Origin of the sequence: Halalkalibacter hemicellulosilyticusJCM 9152 (assembly GCF_000513115.1) — a bacterium.
GTDB lineage: Bacteria > Bacillota > Bacilli > Bacillales > Bacillaceae_D > Halalkalibacter > Halalkalibacter hemicellulosilyticus.
Genome location: NZ_BAUU01000012.1, coordinates 85,130 through 103,796, shown reverse-complemented (window position 1 = coordinate 103,796; position 18,667 = coordinate 85,130). Strand labels below are relative to the sequence as shown.

Below are 18,667 nucleotides of genomic sequence, written 5' to 3'. Positions count from 1 at the left end.
TATAATTATTAAACATAAGGACACTTCTTTCTGATTGGATTTTGTGTGGTAACTTAATTTAATTCAGAAGTTGTCCTTATTTTATTGTGAAAAGAGCGCAATGGAACGAACCTGCCCTAGCCTCATTACGTATGATGTGAATTTATATGCATGATTCAGAGAGGATTGTAGCAACTTAAAAAAGAAGCTGTTTGTTATTTTTGATTGAGAAAAGAGGGGTTCAGTGTGCAAATTTATTTTTCACCCGAATATTTCAATGAGCAATCCCATGTGTTAAATATTGTTACGGATCGAAACAAGCCTGTTGGATATTTAGCATTTCTTTTAGATGAAACGAGTAATAAAATGTATGTTTATGGTCATTTGGAGGAAGAGGGGGTTAGTGAAGATTTTAAGGATTTAGTGAAGCCTTATTTACAAGGGTTGAAGAAGATTAAAGCAGAGGTAGAGGTGTATTCCTATCTTTCACTAGGAGGAAAACAAGTAACCATTGAATTAGATGAATAGGAGGTAAATAAAGGGAAAAGTGAATTTTTGTGTTAATACGCTTCTTTCATGAATAGAATGTACAGGCAGTATAGGCTGTCCCTACCATTCGTTCGTAAGGAGGCGTTTAGAAGGTGAGTGTCTTTTTTAGTTATATTATTTTAGGGTTATCACTTGCAGCTCCAATCGGACCTGTAAATGCAGCTCAAATAGATCGGGGTATAAAAAATGGTTTTTTGAATTCCTGGCTTGTTGGCTTAGGTGCAACAGTAGCTGATGCTATTTATATGTGTTTCGTCTATTTTGGTGTCGTGCAATTTATTGAAATTCCTTATGTTCAATTGTTCTTATGGGTATTTGGCTTCTTTCTATTAATCTATCTAGGGATGGAAAGCATTAATAGTGCAGGCCGCATAAAGACACAGGAGCGAACGCTAGATCGTGAATCCAAACTTAAATCATTTTCTACGGGGTTTTTTATGTCTCTATTTAATCCATTATCGATATTGTTTTGGCTTGGAATATTTGGATCGATCATAGCCAAAACAATAACGATGAATGATACGTATCATGTTATTCTTTATTGTGCAGCGATCTTTTTAGGCATTACCATTTGGGATCTGACAATGGCTGCTTTAGCAAGTACGATGCGCCATCTTTTAACGAATCGTTTTCTTTTTGTAATAGCTATTATTTCTGGGTTTAGTTTGATTGGTTTTGGTGTATATTTCGGTTATCAAGCTCTTGATATTATAGTTTTTTAAACAAAGTTGTATCATCATCAGAATGTTTCTTTTTCCATTTTTGACTCATGATAAGGGTGATGATAGCAATGACAAAAAGAAATAATAAACTAATGAAGAAGCCAGGTCTACTCGTATGATGAAATAATGTACCGATTACTGCTGCTATAATTAATAGACAACCTACTATCCGTTTTATTTGCTCAGAGCCTTCCAATGGAAGAATTCGCCCGAAGGAAGCAAGGATAAATAACCAGTTGTATAGCAGCATCAAGCCCGCGGCAGTCGTGACAAATTCATAAATATTATCTGGCATGAAAATGGACAAAATAATGGAAACGATGATGCCACTCGTCGTTAGTAAGATAGCTGGTAGCTCTAATTTGTTTTTAATTTTTTTGGCAAAAAGCTTAGGTGCATCATGGTCTTCTGCCAACGTCACAAGAATTCTGATGACTGCAAAAAGAGAGGCAACCATTGTTGAAAAACCAGCTATAATAAACACCCCATTGAAAATATCCTGTACATACACAATGTTATATTGATTTAACGCTGTGACAAAAGGACTTTCGTCCACTTTTATTTCATTCCATTTCACCATGAGCATCGCAAAGCTTAAAGACAATAAATAGATAACGATCAATAGAACTAACATGACTTTTCCTGATTTAGGTGCGTCATTCATATCTTTTAAACGAATGGCAAGTAAGCTCATGATCTCAATGCCACCAAATCCGTAGAAGCCAAAAATAAGAGCAGGAAGTAAACCAGTTATTCCGTTTGGAAACAAACTAGCTATTGTACGAGGAACCGTAATGGTTGCATCATTACGACCAAATAACCCAAAAAGAGCTAAAATGGCTAATACTATAAACATAACAATCGCTGCTGCCTTTAATATAGCAAGTAGATTCTCTACACGATCGAATCCTTTTGGTCCAATGAGAATAACGAATAATGCAAGCGCGGCATAAATACTTGCCAAAACCCATAAAGGTACGTTTGGAAACCAAAATTGAGTGAAAATAGATATAGCCGTTAATTGACTACCTATAATCAGCATTTCAGATGACCAATATACCCATCCGCTACTAAATCCTGCCCAACGGCCATATGCATTTTTAGCATATGAGCGAAAAGCCCCTTTTTGTGGATCGTTAATCATTAATTTAGAAAGTGCCTCGTATACACAGTATGTACCTATTGCTGCGATGATATAGGCTATTAAAACAGAAGGTCCTGCCATATTAATGGCGATACTTGATCCAAGGAAAAAACCTGTACCTATTGTACAAGCGACTCCAAGTAAAGATAATTGCCACCAGGCTAATGGTTTTTCGCTTTTAGTTGCCATCTTTTGTCCTCCTCTGGTTCACAGTTATAGTGTTTGAATGACGTGAAAGGTTTATGTATAGAAGTTAAAAAATGATTAGGTAATGGAGACATGAAAATGGGTCTGGTTTTGATGATATTTATTGTTTTAGGGTAAACGAAAAAGCACCCCGAATGAGAAACATTGAGGGTGCAGTGGCTGATTCTCCTAGCTTTCATTCATCTATAGTCCCTTTTTCACGACGAATAGGTAACGTACAGCATCTGAAAGAACCACCAGATTTTATGATTTCTGTAATATCAACTTCTATAACCGTATAACCACGGTCTCTTAGCTTTTGGTTCACTTGTTGATTAATAGGTAAGCTAAACAAGGTTTTTCGCCCAATCGATAATACATTTGTACCTAGTGTGAATTGCTCTTGTTCAGATACTTCAATTAAATCATAACGCTGAGAAAGAAAATCATACTCCTTTTTTGAAAAGGCATTTGGATAATAAAGAGCTTCTGTAGGTGAAATGATATTGAAGACACAATCTAAATGTAAATATTTTTCCGTAAAGGGGACTGAAACGACTTCGTAGTTTGGCATTATTTTTTGCAGGTGATGGATCGCATTTTGATTAGTACGGTTACTTATCCCCACATAAATAGTTTTGCCATCAATAATGACATCTCCACCTTCAATCATATCACCAAGTAAATTATAATAAGAGATCTTTTGGTCATGTAACCATGATTTAAGTAAATCTTCTTCACCTTGTCGAATGTTGTGTGCCATTTCTGCTACGAATACGATATGCCCTATTGTAAATCCTATATCTCTTGTAAATACTTGTTCAGGAAAGAGATGTACTGGTGGAAGCAATACGACTTCAATCTGTTGTTTCTTTAATTGCTTAACAAACTCTTTATGCTGTCTTAAGGCGAGTTCAATATGAATTCCTTCATTCATAAATTTCTTTTGGGTTTCATTAATGACATCGCGGATGGTCATAAATTTAGGTTCACATAGAACGACCGTATGTAAGGGGGCATACTCCGTTTGACAATACGGTAATGTAGGCCTTTTATTAAAAATTGACATGCTTATCCTCCCATTTTCTGACCTGTTTATAATATAACCAATTTTCTAAAATACATGAGACAAATTATCTGTTCATATAAATAGTAAAAATATAGCTGTAAGTAAGGAGGAACTATGCAAATTTATGTGATTCAACAAGGTGATTCCCTTTGGAATATCGCACAAGCTTATGAATCTTCTGTAACGGATATTGTAGAGGCAAATCAAATTCCAGACCCTAACCAACTCGTTATTGGTCAATCGATTGTGATTCCGATTGTCGGACAATTTTATTGGGTTCAGCTAGGAGATAGTTTGTGGTCAATTAGTCGTCAATTCGGACTTGATTATATGTTCTTAGCAGATATCAATGAGCTATCTATACAACAACCACTTCAAGTTGGAATGAGGCTATATATCCCAGAATTAACAAAACGAGAAATAGAATCGAATGCTTATATTGAGCCAATTGGAGAAACCGTTAGTGAGGAGCTTTTGATAAGTGCTAGAAATGTTGGACGTTTTTTAACATATTTAGCTCCGTTTAGTTACGAAGCACGCAGAGATGGTTCTTTAGATCCACAACCTCTAAATGGAATTCCAGAAATAGCTGAAGAGACAGGCGCTTCATTAATGATGGTTATTACGAATCTCGAAGATGGTCAATTTAGTGGAGAATTAGCTGTAGATATTTTACAAAGTGAAGAAGTTCAAGATCGATTACTAGATACAATTATAGAAGAGGCATTACGTGTAGGCTATAAGGATATTCATTTTGATTTTGAGTTTTTACCTGGAGATCAACGAGAGGCGTACAATCAGTTTTTAAGAAAAGCAGCTGAGAGAATTCGAGCAAATGGCCTATTAATTTCGACTGCATTAGCACCAAAAACGAGAGCAGATCAACCTGGACAATGGTATGAAGCCCATGACTATCGGGCTCATGGAGAAATTGTAGATTTTGTCGTTTTAATGACCTATGAGTGGGGTTATTCAGGAGGACCTCCGATGGCGGTGTCGCCGATCGGTCCAGTCGAAGAGGTTGTACAATATGCATTAACAGAAATGCCAGCTAATAAGATTATGCTAGGACAAAATTTATATGGCTATGATTGGACTCTCCCTTTTGTACCTGGTGGAGACTACGCGGAAGCTATTAGTCCACAAGAGGCCATTCAAAGAGCGCAGCGATACCAAGTAGCGATTCAATTTGATGAAGATGCACAGGCTCCTTTTTATTTTTATACAGATGAAGAGGGAAGTGAGCATGAAGTTTGGTTCGAGGATGCTAGATCCATTCAGGCGAAATTTGATCTAATTAAACGATTACAACTTAGAGGAATCAGTTATTGGAAGTTAGGTTTGGCATTTCCACAAAATTGGTTATTATTAGCGGATCGTTTTCAAATTGTAAAGCGTTAACGATAAGATGGGTCATTTTACATGTAATTATCGTAAAGTGATCCATTTTTTATGGTAAACTACTGATAATAGAAAAGGGCACGGAAAAAGTTTGTTTTTTAACTTTTTTGGTGTCCTTTAAGCAACGAGTGAAGTTATTGCTTGGCAAATCAAAGGTACTGAAAAAGTTAATTTGTGCTTTTTCAGTGGACTCATAATAGAAGGATGGGAGCGTTTGTTATGAATATGATTAAATCTGTTAATGTTGGAAAAGTCAAAGTCATTTCGGACAAAAGTAAGAAAGTAACAAATTCAGGAATTATGAAAGAATCAATTGGGAATCAGGATGTATTTTTATTTAAGCACAACTTAGCAGGGGACGAGCAAGCAGATCTTATTAATCATGGAGGTGTAGATAAAGCTGTTTGTATATATCCCGTAGATCATTTGCCATACTGGGAGAATAGATATAAACAATCGTTTCATTATGGTGCGTTTGGTGAGAATGTTTCAATACAAGGCTTGACAGAAGAACTCGTCTGTATAGGAGATCAATTTTTATGGGGAGAAGCTGTAGTAGAGGTAAGTCAACCGAGAAGTCCGTGTTTTAAAGTAGCCTTAAAGCATGGCATAAAACAATTACCATTGCATATTCAAGAAACAGGTTATTCTGGCTATTATGTTCGTGTGATACAGGAAGGAGTAGTCTCGAGGGAATCACCATTTCAATTACAAAAAAAAGGCTCCCAATTTACGGTCGCAGAAGTTAATACGACTACTTATTGCAAAGAAACTGATGAGAAGAAAGTGAACGAGCTATTGAAGTGCCCAATGCTATCAAACGCTTGGAAAAAAACGTTAATGAATAAAATAAATCGGAAAAAATAATCAGACAAAAGTCTCTACTATATCTTTGTCTAAGGTGGTAATATATACATAATTAATCAAAAATCGATAGTTTTTTTTACCCATCGACAAAAGAGAGAATTAGAACTTTAGTTTATAGATTACTATAATGATATTATGTAAACTAAATGTTTAATTCAAGTAGGAGGAGGCAAATGACTAAAAAAATGACACATACTTTTTGGAAAATTGATAATGACGACCTACTTGATTTGTACGAAAAAGCTAGTAGAGTACAAGAAATTAGCCCACAATTTATTCTACTTATACAGAATGAACTTCAAAGACGTAAATTAGATCAAAAATAAAATCAATTTATAGTGGAAGTCTACAAAGCTAATGATCCTTTGTAGACTTCCATAAATGGTTATTGGTAAATTTGGTTGCCTTTTTCTTTAAACTCTTTTGCTTTTTCCTTCATCCCTTTTTCAATGGCTTCTGTTGTCGTTAAATCATTGTCATCAGCAAATTTTCGAATATCATGTGAAATTCTCATACTACAGAACTTAGGGCCACACATGGAACAGAAATGAGCCGTTTTAGCACCTTCTGCTGGTAACGTTTCATCATGGAATTCAATGGCTCTCTCTGGATCAAGAGAGAGGTGAAATTGGTCATGCCAGCGAAACTCAAAGCGTGCTTTTGAAAGCGCATCGTCTCTTTTTTGTGCATTTGGGTGCCCTTTAGCAAGATCTGCTGCGTGTGCGGCAATTTTGTATGTGATAACACCTTCCCTTACATCATTTTTGTTAGGTAATCCAAGGTGTTCCTTCGGTGTAACATAACAAAGCATGGCTGTTCCAAACCAACCAATCATAGCGGCTCCAATTGCCGAAGTAATATGATCATAACCTGGTGCTATATCTGTTGTTAATGGACCTAACGTATAGAATGGAGCTTCCTGGCACGCTTCTAATTGTTTATCCATGTTCTCTTTAATAAGGTTCATTGGCACATGCCCTGGTCCTTCAACCATTACTTGTACGTCGTGTTTCCAAGCGATTTTTGTTAATTCTCCTAGCGTCTCAAGCTCGGCAAATTGAGCTTCATCATTTGCATCTGCAATTGAACCCGGGCGCAAGCCATCACCTAGTGAGAAAGCAATATCATACGCTTTCATAATTTCACAAATTTCTTCAAAATGTGTATAAAGGAAGTTTTCTTCGTGATGATAGAGCACCATTGGGCCATAATAGAACCACCACGTGAAACAATTCCCGTTACTCGATTGACGGTAAGAGGGACATAGCGTAAGAGAACACCCGCATGAATGGTGAAATAGGACACTCCCTGTTCAGCTTGTTCAATGAGTGTGTCACGATACACTTCCCACGTTAGATCTTCTGCAATGCCTTTTACTTTTTCTAACGCTTGGTATAAAGGGACTGTTCCAACAGGTACAGGAGAATTTCTTATTATCCATTCACGAGTAGTATGAATATTTTTCCCGGTTGATAGATCCATAATGGTATCTGCTCCCCAACGAGTGGCCCATGTCATTTTTTCTACTTCTTCTTCTATAGAAGAGGAAACGGCGGAATTGCCAATATTAGCATTAATTTTCACATGGAAATTCCGACCGATTATCATCGGCTCACTTTCAGGGTGGTTAATATTTGCCGGGATAATGGCACGTCCTTTTGCCACTTCTTCACAAACATACTCTGGAGTTAAGCCTTCCCTAATAGCAACAAATTCCATTTCGGGTGTGATGATCCCTTTTTTGGCGTAATGAAGCTGTGTGACATTCTCCCCTTTTTTTGCTTTTAATACGTTATTAGTCTTTTTAGGAAAAGCATTAATGATTGGATCGGTTTCTTTTAATCCGTTATCCTCAGGCTTTATCTTTCTTCCTTCAATATACTCCACATTGTTTCTTTCTAGTATCCATTGTTCTCGTATAGGTGGTAATCCCTTTTCGATATCGATCGTAACATTCTCATCTGTATATGGCCCACTTGAATCATATACACGAAGGGGCTCATTATGTTCTTCGCTATCTTCCTTAACCGTAGGAGTTAAGGAAATCTCTCGCATTGGCACTTGGATGCTCTCTCTACTTCCTTGAACATACACCTTCTTACTTCCTGGTAAATTGGATTTGATAGACATTACTTGCTCGTTTAATCGGGTAGTCATCGAATCTCTCCTTTTTTAATTAGTGTAATAGTCGAGACCGATTGCACCATACAACGAACGAAAGCAAAAAAGCTGAGTTCATCAATAGTAGATGGACCCAGCTAAATACGCAAATATAATATATGTACGCACACAACTAACTTCCCTACGCTGGCATGATCCAGATCAGGTCCCAAGGGTCAAGGAACTTCAGTGCGTTCCCCTCTCAGCCCAACTCATTGGACTCCCCTAGTTAAATATTAATATTTAATTACGCACATTGTAACACATGAGGATTTTATTGGAAAGTGTTTTTTAAAATCATATAAGCTTACTTAGGTTAGTGTCGAAATGACTAGAAAAAAGTAATTTGATTATGGCATTAAGTCTATTTATTCGGTATGATAAGAAAATAAGGAAAGAGGGGGCTGTTATGATGCAGACTAAACAAGTAAGATACATTATTTTTATTTCTATTGTTCTAGCTGCTACCCTACTGCTAGTCCTTTTTCTACGTGTGTATGGAGTATTACAGGATACTCAAGCGAGTACAAATGTAGAGCGTACAAAAGTAGTAATTATTACTTCGGATGTGTTAGGTGATCAAAGCTGGGGCAGCTTAGCTTATAAAGGTCAATTAAAGATTGAGGAACATTTTCCTGTTTCTGTGAATTTGTATGATGACATAAATGTTAAGAATGATAGAATAATAACTGAAACCATTGTTCAAGCTGCTGATTGGGGTGCTGATCTTATTATTGGTCATGGAAGAGAATTTTCTGAGCCGTTTGAGAATATGGCATTATGGTATGAGGATATTCATTTTGTTACGGTTCATGGAGAGGCTCATCTATCAAACCAAACGGCATATTCCTTTCACCAAGGTGAATTTGAATATTTCGCTGCATTGGCAGCATCTCTAAAAACGAAAACAAACAATATTGCTATACTTGATCCATTCGAAGGTTCAGAACGTAATATTGAATTTATAAACGCATTAGAATATTATTTACCAGAAGCAAACTTTTATTATGAAGCAGTTAATAGTCGTGACGATGGGGAAAAGGCAGTTGAAATCATGGAAGATTTATTGGAACAAGGAGTCGACGTCGTTTACTCGAGAGGAAATGCTTATAATCCTGATATTATCCATATGGCTAAAAATATAGGATTTTATGTAATTGGTTATTTAGAGGATCAGAGTTATTTAGCACCTAATCATGTCCTGACAAATGTCATGAACGATATTCCACAAGTGTACATGTCGATTATGAATGATTACTTTAGTGATGAAGGCTTACCAGCTGGTAGCGTACTATTATCAGATGAGGATGGAGTAACAGGACTGTCCCCTTTTGGAGCGATGTTTACTGAAGAAGAGCTTGAGTTTATACATGAGGAAATAGAACGTTATAAAAGAGGGGAACTGTCTTTTTAAATTGAGGAGAGGTTGGAATGAATAAGTTGTTAAATCGTATGACATTTAGAACGAAGATCCTATCTGCCCTCCTCATCATTACACTCGTATTAAGTGGATTATCGTTGCTCCTTGTTCAGTCGATTAAGGATGTCAATCAAGTAAGTCTTGAACTTAGAGATCAGGGTGTTCCTGCGGTCATTTTATTAAGTCATTGGGAACGTGAATTATTTAATAAAGAGCAATTAATTTACGAGACGTTGTCGGCAGATAGTTGTTGTGACATTGTCGATCAATATAATGAGATTATGACTAGCAATCAATTAGAAATTAATCTTGCTGATGTACCGGATTCCTTGCGAACGTTAGCTAGAGAAATGGACTTACTTGATTTTCTTATCCGTAATGAGTTACAAGGTTTTCTAAATTTCGATGATATGGAGTCTGCAGAACGTTTTTTAGAAGAAACATATTTGGAGGAATTACACTATTTACAAGATGAAGTGGATCTGCATCAAGTCATCAACTATCAAGAAGTACAGAATAAATCGATGGAATTTACTCATATTATTGAGACTTCATTGGCTTTACTAACGATTGTGACGATTATAGCCATTATCGCATCTATTTACATATCATATCGAATTAGTAACGGTCTAACATTACCGATGGAATTACTTATAAAGAAGGTTAATCGTATTGCATATGGTCAATATGGTTTAACGTTTCAAAATACGAATAATCAAGTAGAATTAGATGAATTAACAAACTCGATTAATCAAATGTCACTAAAGCTAAAAGAATCGTTTGAAACGATCATTAATGATAAACAATATCGTGAACAAATCGTCAATTCATTGCCGATAGGAATGATGACAATTGATCATGAATCAAGCCAAATTTCTTTAAATAAAGCAGCTCAACGTCTCTTGGGGGAGGAGGCAAGATTTTTAGCAGACGTGTCGTCTATACCAAATACATCAAGAAACAAGAAGTTTTGGGATATATTAAAGTCAGAGAAGGTTTGTGAAAATAGAAAAGTATCGTTTGAAAATGGGAAGGAACAACGTTTTTTTCTTGTTTCACAATCGATTCTTCATGACGTTGAAGGAGTAATGATTGGAAGGATTTTTCATTTCAATGATATTACAGAAACGGAGCAACTGGAGCAGAGAATTCATCAATCTGAAAAACTAGCTGTGATCGGTGAAATGGCTGCTGGAGCCGCGCATGAAATTAGAAATCCTTTGGCAGTCATCCATGGTTTTTTGCTACTCATGAATCAGTCTCTAAGTAGTGAAGAGCAAATACAATATCGTATGCCATTACTTATGAAGGAGCTTGAACGTATTAATTTTATTATTGAAGAGATGCTTTTATTAGCAAAGCCGAGTGCACCTCATTTTAAAACATGCTTTTTAGACGATGTCATTAATGAGATCATACCTTTAATGAAACAAAAGATTGAATCAGAGAATGTCAATATTGATGTTGACTTACAACGAGTGCCATTAGAATTAGACGCTAAGCAAATTAAGCAAGTATTTTATAATTTGATCCGTAATAGTAGCGAATCGATGAATAACCAAGGGACCATTCATATTTATTCTGAAATTAATGAGGGTCAGTATGATATTTATATTGTTGATTATGGTTGTGGAATCCCTAAAGAAAATCAGCCTTATATTTTTGAGCCTTTTTCAACATTTAAAGAAAATGGAACAGGATTGGGATTGACCATTGTAAAAAGAATTATTCAAAATCATCATGGTGATATTGAACTACAATCAAGCTCTGAAAAGGGGACGACTTTTCGAGTGCGGTTTCCAATGAAGGAGGGATAAATAGACATTCTCTATTTATCCCTCTTACGTTCATTTAATAATTGAAGTTGATCCAAAAATTGTTGATTATAACCAGTAATTTTATGAATGCGAGCTTTTGCTAAAGGTATGCTTGTTTGACATTTTTTCATTAGGCAAGTGACTGTTTCTTGGCCTTCAACGATTAAATACTTATTTCTTTTTTTACAGCTAGGACAAGTTGCACTAATTAAGAATATAGTTGCTGCTTTAGAAAATGCTCCTGCGGTGACATCCTTCGTCTCATAGGATAGTTCTTTATATAAATAAGCATTCGTGGCGGCTCTACCTGTGCGCTTAATTAATGTATCTACTTTAAGCAAAGGTTTATCATTACGTTTTGGATTTCTTTTAACCGTGATTTGATCAAATTCATCGATTTCAAGTAGCCCATATCCTATTGGAACTTCCTTTATGTTAAGAAGGTTCTTCGGAGTTAGTATATATGCGTAATGTGCAATATTGTGATAACCATAATCACTTAAAAGTGTTTCATCTCTAAGAAAGTCTTGACGAGTCGCTTTCACTTCAATGATTCTTACTTCTTTACGTTTCATATTAATACCTACTGAATCAGCTATGAGTCGTTTTCGCCGTACATACAATTTGACCTCATTTGCGCAAAGATCTGTCATTTTCTTTTTTAACCAATATAAGGACTGATGCTTTAAATGTTTATGAAGATTACTTTCCATTTTAAATCCTTTCTAGAAACGTGATCTCAACCTTTTTAATAGATCCAGTGATTTCTAACATTTGCAAATTAAGTATGGTCATTATAAAATAGAAATCAAATATTGAATCTAGTGTGCTCTCTTTTTATCATAGATTTTGAAAAAGAGCAACTTGATGCTAGTTTTGTAAGCGCAAACAAACTGGTGATAACTAAGAAGGAATTTTGAAAGGGCATTGAAAAAGTTTGATTTAACTTTTTTGAAAGATAAGAAAGTATAAAATTCGAGGAAGACATGTGGAAAAAGCATAGAGGGGGTTAGCAAACTCAAAGGAAAAAAAGACTCTGTCGCGCTTTTTCATATGTACTCTATTTTGACATTGCTTTCTTAAATAAATGAAATGAGGGAGATTTATTACATGGATGTTTCAGTCGTTCAAGAGTTAGCTAATAGAGTGAAAATGAATATTCAAAAGGTGATGGTTGGCAAGGATAAGAGCATTGATCAAATACTCGTTGCTATGATTGCTTCTGGCCATGTGCTATTAGAGGATGTTCCTGGTACTGGTAAAACACTATTAGCGAAATCAATGGCGAAATCGCTTTCGTGTTCTTTTAATCGTATTCAATTTACACCAGATTTACTACCAACAGATGTAACTGGTTTGAATTTTTATAGTCAAAAGGAAAGTGATTTTATTTTTAAAAAAGGACCGATATTTTCAAATATTATACTTGCTGATGAAGTGAATCGCGCAACACCTCGAACTCAATCTAGTTTGCTAGAATGCATGGAAGAAAAGCAAGTAACGATTGATGGTGAAACAAAACAATTAGAAGAGCCGTTTATGATTATTGCAACGCAAAATCCTGTAGAAAACCAAGGTACTTTTCCTTTACCTGAAGCACAATTAGATCGCTTTCTAATCAAATTAGACTTAGGTTATCCATCAAAAGAAGAAGGGATCGCAATTTTAAAACGTTTTAAGGAAAATAATCCAATTGAAACGATCTCTTCTGTGGCGACGACTGAAGATGTTATTGCCGCTCAGAAATTATTTACTTCTGTATACATTAGTGATGATTTGCTAGAGTATATGCTTACGATTGTAGAAGAAACTCGACACCACCCAGAGATTGAATTAGGTATAAGTCCGCGTGGGAGTCAAGCGTTATTAAAGGCTGTGCAAGCATATGCAGCTATTAATGGTCGTTCTTATGTGATACCTGATGATATTATAGAAATGTTAAAACCCGTCGTTAGTCATAGAATGGTGTTGACACATACAGCCAAATATAAGAAACAAGACCCTGGACATGTTTTAGATGAAATTCTATCAACGTTGACTGTACCAGCAGAGTCAATTGAAACGGGAATGACCTCATCATGAGTATAGCGTGGCTTATTTTTTTAACACTTGCATTCTTTTTTCTTCAAGGGGTCGTTTATGTCAAGTGGGGGTTACGGAATATAGAATATAATAGAAAGTTTAGTCAAACGACGGCATACGTTGGTGAGGAAATTGAAATGATTGATGAAATCGCCAATAAAAAGCTAATCCCTGTACCTTGGGTTCGGTTAGAATCAAAAATAAATGCTAACTTAGTATTTGGTCAGGTGGAAGGTGCACATAGAGGTGACATGCATCGAACGTTATTCAGTTTAATGCCTTTTCAAAAAATAAAACGAAGACAGAAAGTACTTTGCGCTAAAAGAGGCTACTATCAATTTGAAACAGTATCGATGTCAACCGGAGATGCTGTTGGCTTTGATGAAACGTTTCAAACGGTACATTCAACTGCTTCCATCACTGTCTTTCCTGAAATTATTAAGAAGGAGGACATTCCTTTACCGTCACAAAGCTGGTTAGGTGAATTGATTGTCAAACGTTGGATTATCGAAGATCCTTTTTTAGTTGCTGGTGTAAGAGAATATTCATCAGGTGATCCGATGCACACGATTAATTGGAAGGCTACAGCTAGGACTGGATCTATGCAAGTGAATAAATATGATTATACGGCCGATCACCATCTGATGATTTATGTGAATTTCGATCAGACGGAGGATAAGTGGCGCCCAATTGTTCATGAAGATTTACTTGAGAAAGCTTTATCATATGCAGCTCGATAGCACATGAATCTATTGAACAAGGTATACCTACTGGCTTTGGTTGCAACTCTTATTTAGTTTCAGATTCCAATAAGGAAAATTCGATTCGTTTGCATCCGGCCAATGGTCATAGCCATTTATTAGCCATGTTAGATCATATGGCAAAAGCAAGAATGGATATAAGCTTGGCGTTCTATGAGTTTTTAGAGGAAGATATCAACCGGCAATTAGAAAGAACAGACATACTTATCATTACGAATGTTATCACTGAAAAAGTGCAGTTACACATTGATGTACTTGAACAAAATGGAAACCGCGTCGAAACACTTTTATTACAAAACGAGGAAGAATTAGGTGATCGTTATGCGTCGTAATAACCATTGGAGAGTTCTATTTACCGGCGCACTTGAGTATTTAATGATCTTTCCCATTTTTTTAGCGATCTCTATTTTTGCTCTTTCAGCTGACATTCAAGCATGGTGGTTATATACATTACCACTTGTCTTTGCAATTGGTTATTTCATACGAAATGTACGATCAGACCAAAAGCGAATCGTTTATTTGGCGATCATACTCTCGATTAGTTTCGTTCTTCCAGCGTTATTGAATCATTTCATTTCTATATCAATGATTGTTTGGATTGTACTTTCAATCATCTACGTGACTATTTTATATCGTGGACTAGCATATGGAGAAGAAGACATCGATGACCTTTTCAAAGCACATTATTTATGGGCCATTGCCTTTCCTCTTTATTTTGTTGGGTACTTTTTTTATACGAACATCGATTTGCTGATCCCCTTTACAAACACCTTTCAGTTAGCTGGCTTTGTCGTATTTGTTCTAACGTTATTTGTTTCTAATAGCTCAATGCTAAGAAGAGCAACATATTCGAAGGAAAAAAGACCAGTAATAGGGAGATCCTTACGTATTCAAAATCGATTGTTTATGTTAGTCACAATTATAACGATTGTACTACTTGCTAATTTTGGCTTTATCCGTGAGGTTCTTATTATGCTGAGAAATGGCATAAGTAGTGTAGTCATATTCTTTTTAACTTTTTCTAGTCCAAATGAAGAGAAGGAAGACTATGCTGATCCGCAACTAGCAGAATCTGTTTTACCATTCGATGAAACAGGGGAGGCATCATTTATTGCCAAATTTTTTGAGCAAATGGTGATTTACTTAGGTATAATTGCAGCTGGGGTCTTACTGATTGTGGCTCTTTATTTTATAAATCGAAAAATAAAATCGTTTATTAAGAATATCATTCTGTATTTGAAGAAGATGATGACACGAATAATATCAGGAGATGATTCTACTGATGGTGTTAATATTTATGTTGATGAAAAGGAAAACTTATTCAGCATAAAAAAATGGGTGAAAAGTAAAACTAATGATGTTAAACATGTAGTAGCTACGATCACGGAAAGACGTGTGAAATGGGATTCATTATCAAATGTTGAAAAGGTTAGATTTATCTATCGCTCGCTCATACATGATAGAATGAAGCGCGGGGAAGTCTATCGTAACGTTCTTACTCCACGTCAAATGCTACATGAGGTGGAGCGGCAACAGCTACAGATAGAGAAACGATTCAAAAACTAGATCACCTCTACAATCAAGCGCGATATAGTCAAGAAAAAATAGAAGATCGTGATCTTGATTCAATAGAAAAACTCCGAATGAAACAAAAATAGTCGATTTTTTTTGAAAATTATCATGTTCATGATAAAATGATGACGAATATATGATAGAATAATAAAATGTTAAAAAAGAGGAGTGGTAGAGATGAGTAAACAACAAATAGGTGTTATTGGCCTTGCTGTTATGGGGCGAAATTTGGCACTGAATATTGAAAGCAGAGGATATTCTGTCTCTGTTTTTAACAGATCTTCTGACAAAACAGAACAAATGTTGAAGGAAGCAGAAGGTAAAAAGGTCGTTGGTACATATAGTATAGAAGAATTTGTTCAATCATTAGAAACACCTAGAAAAATCATGCTAATGGTTAAAGCTGGTTTTGCAACTGATGCGACAATTGAGCAACTATTACCTCATTTAGATAAAGGCGATATTTTAATTGATGGTGGTAACACATTCTTCGAAGATACACGCCGTCGAAATAAAGAATTGGCTGAATCGGGTATTCATTTCATTGGAACGGGAGTTTCTGGTGGGGAGGAGGGCGCATTAAAAGGTCCTTCTATTATGCCTGGAGGTCAAAAAGAAGCCTATGAACTAGTAGCACCGATTTTTGAGGCGATCTCCGCAAAAGTTGGTGACGATGCGTGTACGACATATATTGGCCCTGATGGCGCTGGACATTATGTGAAAATGGTCCATAATGGGATCGAGTATGGCGATATGCAATTAATTTGTGAATCCTATCATTTAATGAAAAATGTTTTAGGGTTAAGCGCTCAAGAGCTGCATGAAACATTTAATGAGTGGAATGAAGGTGAGCTCGATAGTTATTTAATCGAGATTACGAAAGATATTTTCACAAAAATAGATGATGAAACGGGCAAACCACTTGTTGATGTCATTTTAGATACAGCTGGTCAAAAAGGAACAGGAAAGTGGACTTCGCAAAGTTCATTGGATTTAGGTGTTCCACTTTCAATCATTACTGAATCTGTATTCTCACGTTTTATCTCTGCCATGAAGGATGAACGTGTGAAAGCAAGTGAGATTTTAAATGGTCCTAATCAATCTTTTGATGGAGATAAGAAAGAATTTATTGAAAAAATTCGCAAAGCCCTTTATTTAAGTAAAATTGTTTCTTATGCCCAAGGTTTTGCGCAAATGAAAGTGGCTTCTGAAGAATATGATTGGGATTTAAAGCTTGGGGATATTTCAATGATTTTCCGTGGCGGTTGTATTATTCGTGCGCGCTTCTTACAAAACATTAAGGAAGCGTATGATCGTGATCCGCGCCTTGCAAATTTATTACTTGATCCATATTTCAAGGAAATTGTTGAAAATTATCAGGATGCCGCACGTGACGTTGTTGCAACAGCTGTTAAGTTAGGTATTCCTGTTCCTGGACTGTCTAGTGCATTAGCGTATTATGATAGCTATCGATCTGCAGTCTTACCGGCTAACTTACTACAAGCTCAACGTGATTATTTTGGTGCTCATACGTATCAACGTGTTGATAAAGAAGGGGTATTCCATACAAATTGGATGGAATAAGCAATTCTACTACCATTGGCTGTTCGGAAAGGTTTTCCTTTTTGAACAGCTTTTTTTAAAAGCTAAGAAAGCATAAAATTCGAGGAAGGCATGTGGGAAAAGGATAGAGGATGTTGGCAAACTCAAAGGAGAGCGATGGCTCCGCACGCCGCTTTAAAGAAAAGACACTGTCGCGTTTTTCTTATGCTAAGCTCTGAGTAGTGGTTAGGGTGTTTTTAGAGAAGAGCAGGCTTCTTAATGAAATGAAGAAAAGGAGTGACTTTTATTGATGAAATCTTTTCGAATTATATTAGTAGGTTGTGGGGCAATGTCACACATTTGGGTGGACTATGTTCAAAACAAAAAGGATGCAACAATCGTTGCTTTAGTAGATATAAATGAGGATAGTGCTAGGAAAGTTGCTGAACGCTTTAAATTAGATGTTCCCTTTTTCTATTCAGTTGCAGAGGCAGCAAGTAAAACGAATGCCAACCTCGTCTTTAATACGACCATTCCTGAAGTACATAAAGAGGTAACGTTAGAAGCTTTTCGTCATCATTGTGATGTAATTTGTGAAAAACCAATGGCGACAAGTTTAGATGCTGCTAAACAGCTTGTATCAGCAGCAAAGGAATACAATCGTTTTTATGCTATTATGCAAAATAGACGATATTCATACTCGATTCGTTCTTTACGTGAGCAACTTACAAAGGGAATCATTGGAGATCAACAATCAATTCATGCGGACTTTTTTCTTGCACCTCACTTCGGTGGCTTTAGAGATGCGATGGAAAGCCCACTTATTATTGATATGGCTATTCATACATTCGACCAAGCTCGTTTTATTAGTGGGGCTGACGCTGTTTCGGTCTATTGTCACGAGTATAATCCAAAAGGTTCGTGGTATTCTGGGGCAGCGAATGCTTATTGTATATTTGAGATGTCTAATGGCTCAGTTTTCACCTATAATGGGTCTTGGTGTGCTGAAGGTGCACCAACTTCATGGGATGGGAGTTGGCGAATGATTGGCACTAAAGGAACAGTCATTTGGGATGGTTCAGACGAACTGTATTATGAAACGATACTCCCTAATCAAGGGCAGACATTTTTACACGAATATGAGAGTCGACCGATTGAAGTGAACAAAAGTGGAAATGATGGGCACCATCGTTCTCTCGATGATATGTTTCTTGCTCTTGAAAATGGTGAGAAAGCAGAAACCGATTGTGAAGACAATGTAGAGAGTATGAAAATGGTATTTGCTGCGATTGAAAGCGCTAAAACAGGGAAACGGGTGAAAATAAAATGATAAAAGAAGAGACTGTCTATCGAGGTCAATGAAAAAGGACATACTTTTTCAGTATCCTTTGTCTGA

General features: G+C 36.2%; 16 protein-coding genes, 1 pseudogene and 1 riboswitch. Of the genes and pseudogenes, 13 read left to right on the top strand and 4 right to left on the bottom strand.

What is annotated here, in order from left to right; genetic code table 11:
• Positions 1-225: 225 nt before the first annotated feature.
• The gene (locus JCM9152_RS09130; protein WP_035343400.1) at positions 226-507 is read left to right on the top strand and encodes a hypothetical protein; all 282 of its coding nucleotides are present in this window, start codon (positions 226-228) and stop codon (positions 505-507) included.
• 113 nt (positions 508-620) lie between these two features.
• Positions 621-1,250 (top strand): LysE family translocator, encoded by a 630-nt coding sequence (locus tag JCM9152_RS09125; RefSeq protein ID WP_035343395.1) that lies wholly within the window; start codon positions 621-623, stop codon positions 1,248-1,250.
• Here the strand turns inward: JCM9152_RS09125 and JCM9152_RS09120 are convergent.
• Complete coding sequence (locus JCM9152_RS09120) at positions 1,237-2,583, bottom strand: amino acid permease (RefSeq protein WP_035343393.1); 1,347 nt, start codon at positions 2,581-2,583, stop codon at positions 1,237-1,239. The genes JCM9152_RS09125 and JCM9152_RS09120 overlap by 14 nt on opposite strands.
• Positions 2,584-2,776: 193 nt before the next feature.
• Positions 2,777-3,649 (bottom strand): dimethylarginine dimethylaminohydrolase family protein, encoded by an 873-nt coding sequence (locus JCM9152_RS09115; RefSeq protein WP_052015796.1) that lies wholly within the window; start codon positions 3,647-3,649, stop codon positions 2,777-2,779.
• A gap of 114 nt (positions 3,650-3,763) precedes the next feature.
• Between JCM9152_RS09115 and JCM9152_RS09110 the strand changes: the two genes are divergently transcribed.
• The 3 genes from JCM9152_RS09110 to sda all read left to right on the top strand — a co-directional run bounded on the left by JCM9152_RS09110 (position 3,764) and on the right by sda (position 6,243).
• A complete protein-coding gene (locus JCM9152_RS09110; protein ID WP_035343391.1) occupies positions 3,764-5,050 on the top strand; it encodes a glycoside hydrolase family 18 protein in 1,287 nt (428 codons plus the stop codon).
• Positions 5,051-5,269: 219 nt separating this feature from the next.
• Positions 5,270-5,917 carry an MOSC domain-containing protein gene (locus JCM9152_RS09105; RefSeq protein WP_035343390.1) on the top strand — a complete coding sequence of 216 codons (648 nt, stop codon included), beginning with the start codon at positions 5,270-5,272 and terminating at the stop codon, positions 5,915-5,917.
• 173 nt (positions 5,918-6,090) lie between these two features.
• Positions 6,091-6,243 carry a sporulation histidine kinase inhibitor Sda gene (gene sda / locus JCM9152_RS21825; RefSeq protein WP_158318429.1) on the top strand — a complete coding sequence of 51 codons (153 nt, stop codon included), beginning with the start codon at positions 6,091-6,093 and terminating at the stop codon, positions 6,241-6,243.
• Between the two features lie 59 nt (positions 6,244-6,302).
• Here the strand turns inward: sda and thiC are convergent.
• A pseudogene (gene thiC, locus JCM9152_RS09100) lies at positions 6,303-8,074 on the bottom strand (phosphomethylpyrimidine synthase ThiC).
• A 125-nt stretch (positions 8,075-8,199) separates the two neighbouring features.
• A riboswitch (TPP riboswitch) is annotated at positions 8,200-8,314 on the bottom strand.
• Between the two features lie 175 nt (positions 8,315-8,489).
• Between thiC and JCM9152_RS09095 the strand changes: the two are divergent.
• Complete coding sequence (locus tag JCM9152_RS09095; RefSeq protein ID WP_052015795.1) at positions 8,490-9,491, top strand: BMP family ABC transporter substrate-binding protein; 1,002 nt, start codon at positions 8,490-8,492, stop codon at positions 9,489-9,491.
• 17 nt (positions 9,492-9,508) lie between these two features.
• Positions 9,509-11,314 (top strand): sensor histidine kinase, encoded by a 1,806-nt coding sequence (locus tag JCM9152_RS09090; RefSeq protein ID WP_035343387.1) that lies wholly within the window; start codon positions 9,509-9,511, stop codon positions 11,312-11,314.
• 11 nt (positions 11,315-11,325) lie between these two features.
• On the opposite strand, the gene JCM9152_RS09085 is transcribed toward JCM9152_RS09090, so the two are convergent.
• Positions 11,326-11,889 (bottom strand): hypothetical protein, encoded by a 564-nt coding sequence (locus JCM9152_RS09085; RefSeq protein ID WP_148296463.1) that lies wholly within the window; start codon positions 11,887-11,889, stop codon positions 11,326-11,328.
• 535 nt (positions 11,890-12,424) lie between these two features.
• Here JCM9152_RS09085 and JCM9152_RS09080 point away from each other — a divergent pair.
• The 6 genes from JCM9152_RS09080 to JCM9152_RS09060 all read left to right on the top strand — a co-directional run bounded on the left by JCM9152_RS09080 (position 12,425) and on the right by JCM9152_RS09060 (position 18,601).
• Positions 12,425-13,396, top strand: a complete 972-nt coding sequence (locus tag JCM9152_RS09080; RefSeq protein WP_035343383.1) for an AAA family ATPase — start codon at positions 12,425-12,427, stop codon at positions 13,394-13,396.
• Positions 13,393-14,136, top strand: coding sequence for a DUF58 domain-containing protein (locus JCM9152_RS09075; RefSeq protein WP_235715673.1), 744 nt, complete (start codon positions 13,393-13,395; stop codon positions 14,134-14,136). The genes JCM9152_RS09080 and JCM9152_RS09075 overlap by 4 nt, the downstream gene beginning before the upstream one ends.
• An 89-nt stretch (positions 14,137-14,225) precedes the next feature.
• The gene (locus tag JCM9152_RS23250; RefSeq protein ID WP_235715672.1) at positions 14,226-14,489 is read left to right on the top strand and encodes a hypothetical protein; all 264 of its coding nucleotides are present in this window, start codon (positions 14,226-14,228) and stop codon (positions 14,487-14,489) included.
• The gene (locus JCM9152_RS09070; protein WP_035343381.1) at positions 14,479-15,723 is read left to right on the top strand and encodes a hypothetical protein; all 1,245 of its coding nucleotides are present in this window, start codon (positions 14,479-14,481) and stop codon (positions 15,721-15,723) included. The genes JCM9152_RS23250 and JCM9152_RS09070 overlap by 11 nt, the downstream gene beginning before the upstream one ends.
• Positions 15,724-15,906: 183 nt before the next feature.
• The gene (gene gnd / locus JCM9152_RS09065) at positions 15,907-17,313 is read left to right on the top strand and encodes an NADP-dependent phosphogluconate dehydrogenase (protein WP_035343379.1); all 1,407 of its coding nucleotides are present in this window, start codon (positions 15,907-15,909) and stop codon (positions 17,311-17,313) included.
• Positions 17,314-17,581: 268 nt separating this feature from the next.
• Entirely contained in the window at positions 17,582-18,601 is a 1,020-nt protein-coding gene (locus tag JCM9152_RS09060) for a Gfo/Idh/MocA family protein (RefSeq protein WP_035343514.1), read from the top strand.
• Positions 18,602-18,667: the final 66 nt, after the last annotated feature.

Bases quoted from the DNA above. Each gene is read 5' to 3' on its own strand.
- JCM9152_RS09115 (WP_052015796.1), bottom strand. From the start codon at position 3,649: ATGTCAATTTTTAATAAAAGGCCTACATTACCGTATTGTCAAACGGAG.
- JCM9152_RS09080 (WP_035343383.1), top strand. From the start codon at position 12,425: ATGGATGTTTCAGTCGTTCAAGAGTTAGCTAATAGAGTGAAAATGAAT.
- JCM9152_RS09105 (WP_035343390.1), top strand. From the start codon at position 5,270: ATGAATATGATTAAATCTGTTAATGTTGGAAAAGTCAAAGTCATTTCG.
- sda (WP_158318429.1), top strand. From the start codon at position 6,091: ATGACTAAAAAAATGACACATACTTTTTGGAAAATTGATAATGACGAC.
- JCM9152_RS09090 (WP_035343387.1), top strand. From the start codon at position 9,509: ATGAATAAGTTGTTAAATCGTATGACATTTAGAACGAAGATCCTATCT.
- JCM9152_RS09085 (WP_148296463.1), bottom strand. From the start codon at position 11,889: ATGAAACGTAAAGAAGTAAGAATCATTGAAGTGAAAGCGACTCGTCAA.
- JCM9152_RS09120 (WP_035343393.1), bottom strand. From the start codon at position 2,583: ATGGCAACTAAAAGCGAAAAACCATTAGCCTGGTGGCAATTATCTTTA.
- JCM9152_RS09075 (WP_235715673.1), top strand. From the start codon at position 13,393: ATGAGTATAGCGTGGCTTATTTTTTTAACACTTGCATTCTTTTTTCTT.
- JCM9152_RS09070 (WP_035343381.1), top strand. From the start codon at position 14,479: ATGCGTCGTAATAACCATTGGAGAGTTCTATTTACCGGCGCACTTGAG.
- gnd (WP_035343379.1), top strand. From the start codon at position 15,907: ATGAGTAAACAACAAATAGGTGTTATTGGCCTTGCTGTTATGGGGCGA.
- JCM9152_RS09095 (WP_052015795.1), top strand. From the start codon at position 8,490: ATGCAGACTAAACAAGTAAGATACATTATTTTTATTTCTATTGTTCTA.
- JCM9152_RS09110 (WP_035343391.1), top strand. From the start codon at position 3,764: ATGCAAATTTATGTGATTCAACAAGGTGATTCCCTTTGGAATATCGCA.
- JCM9152_RS09060 (WP_035343514.1), top strand. From the start codon at position 17,582: ATGAAATCTTTTCGAATTATATTAGTAGGTTGTGGGGCAATGTCACAC.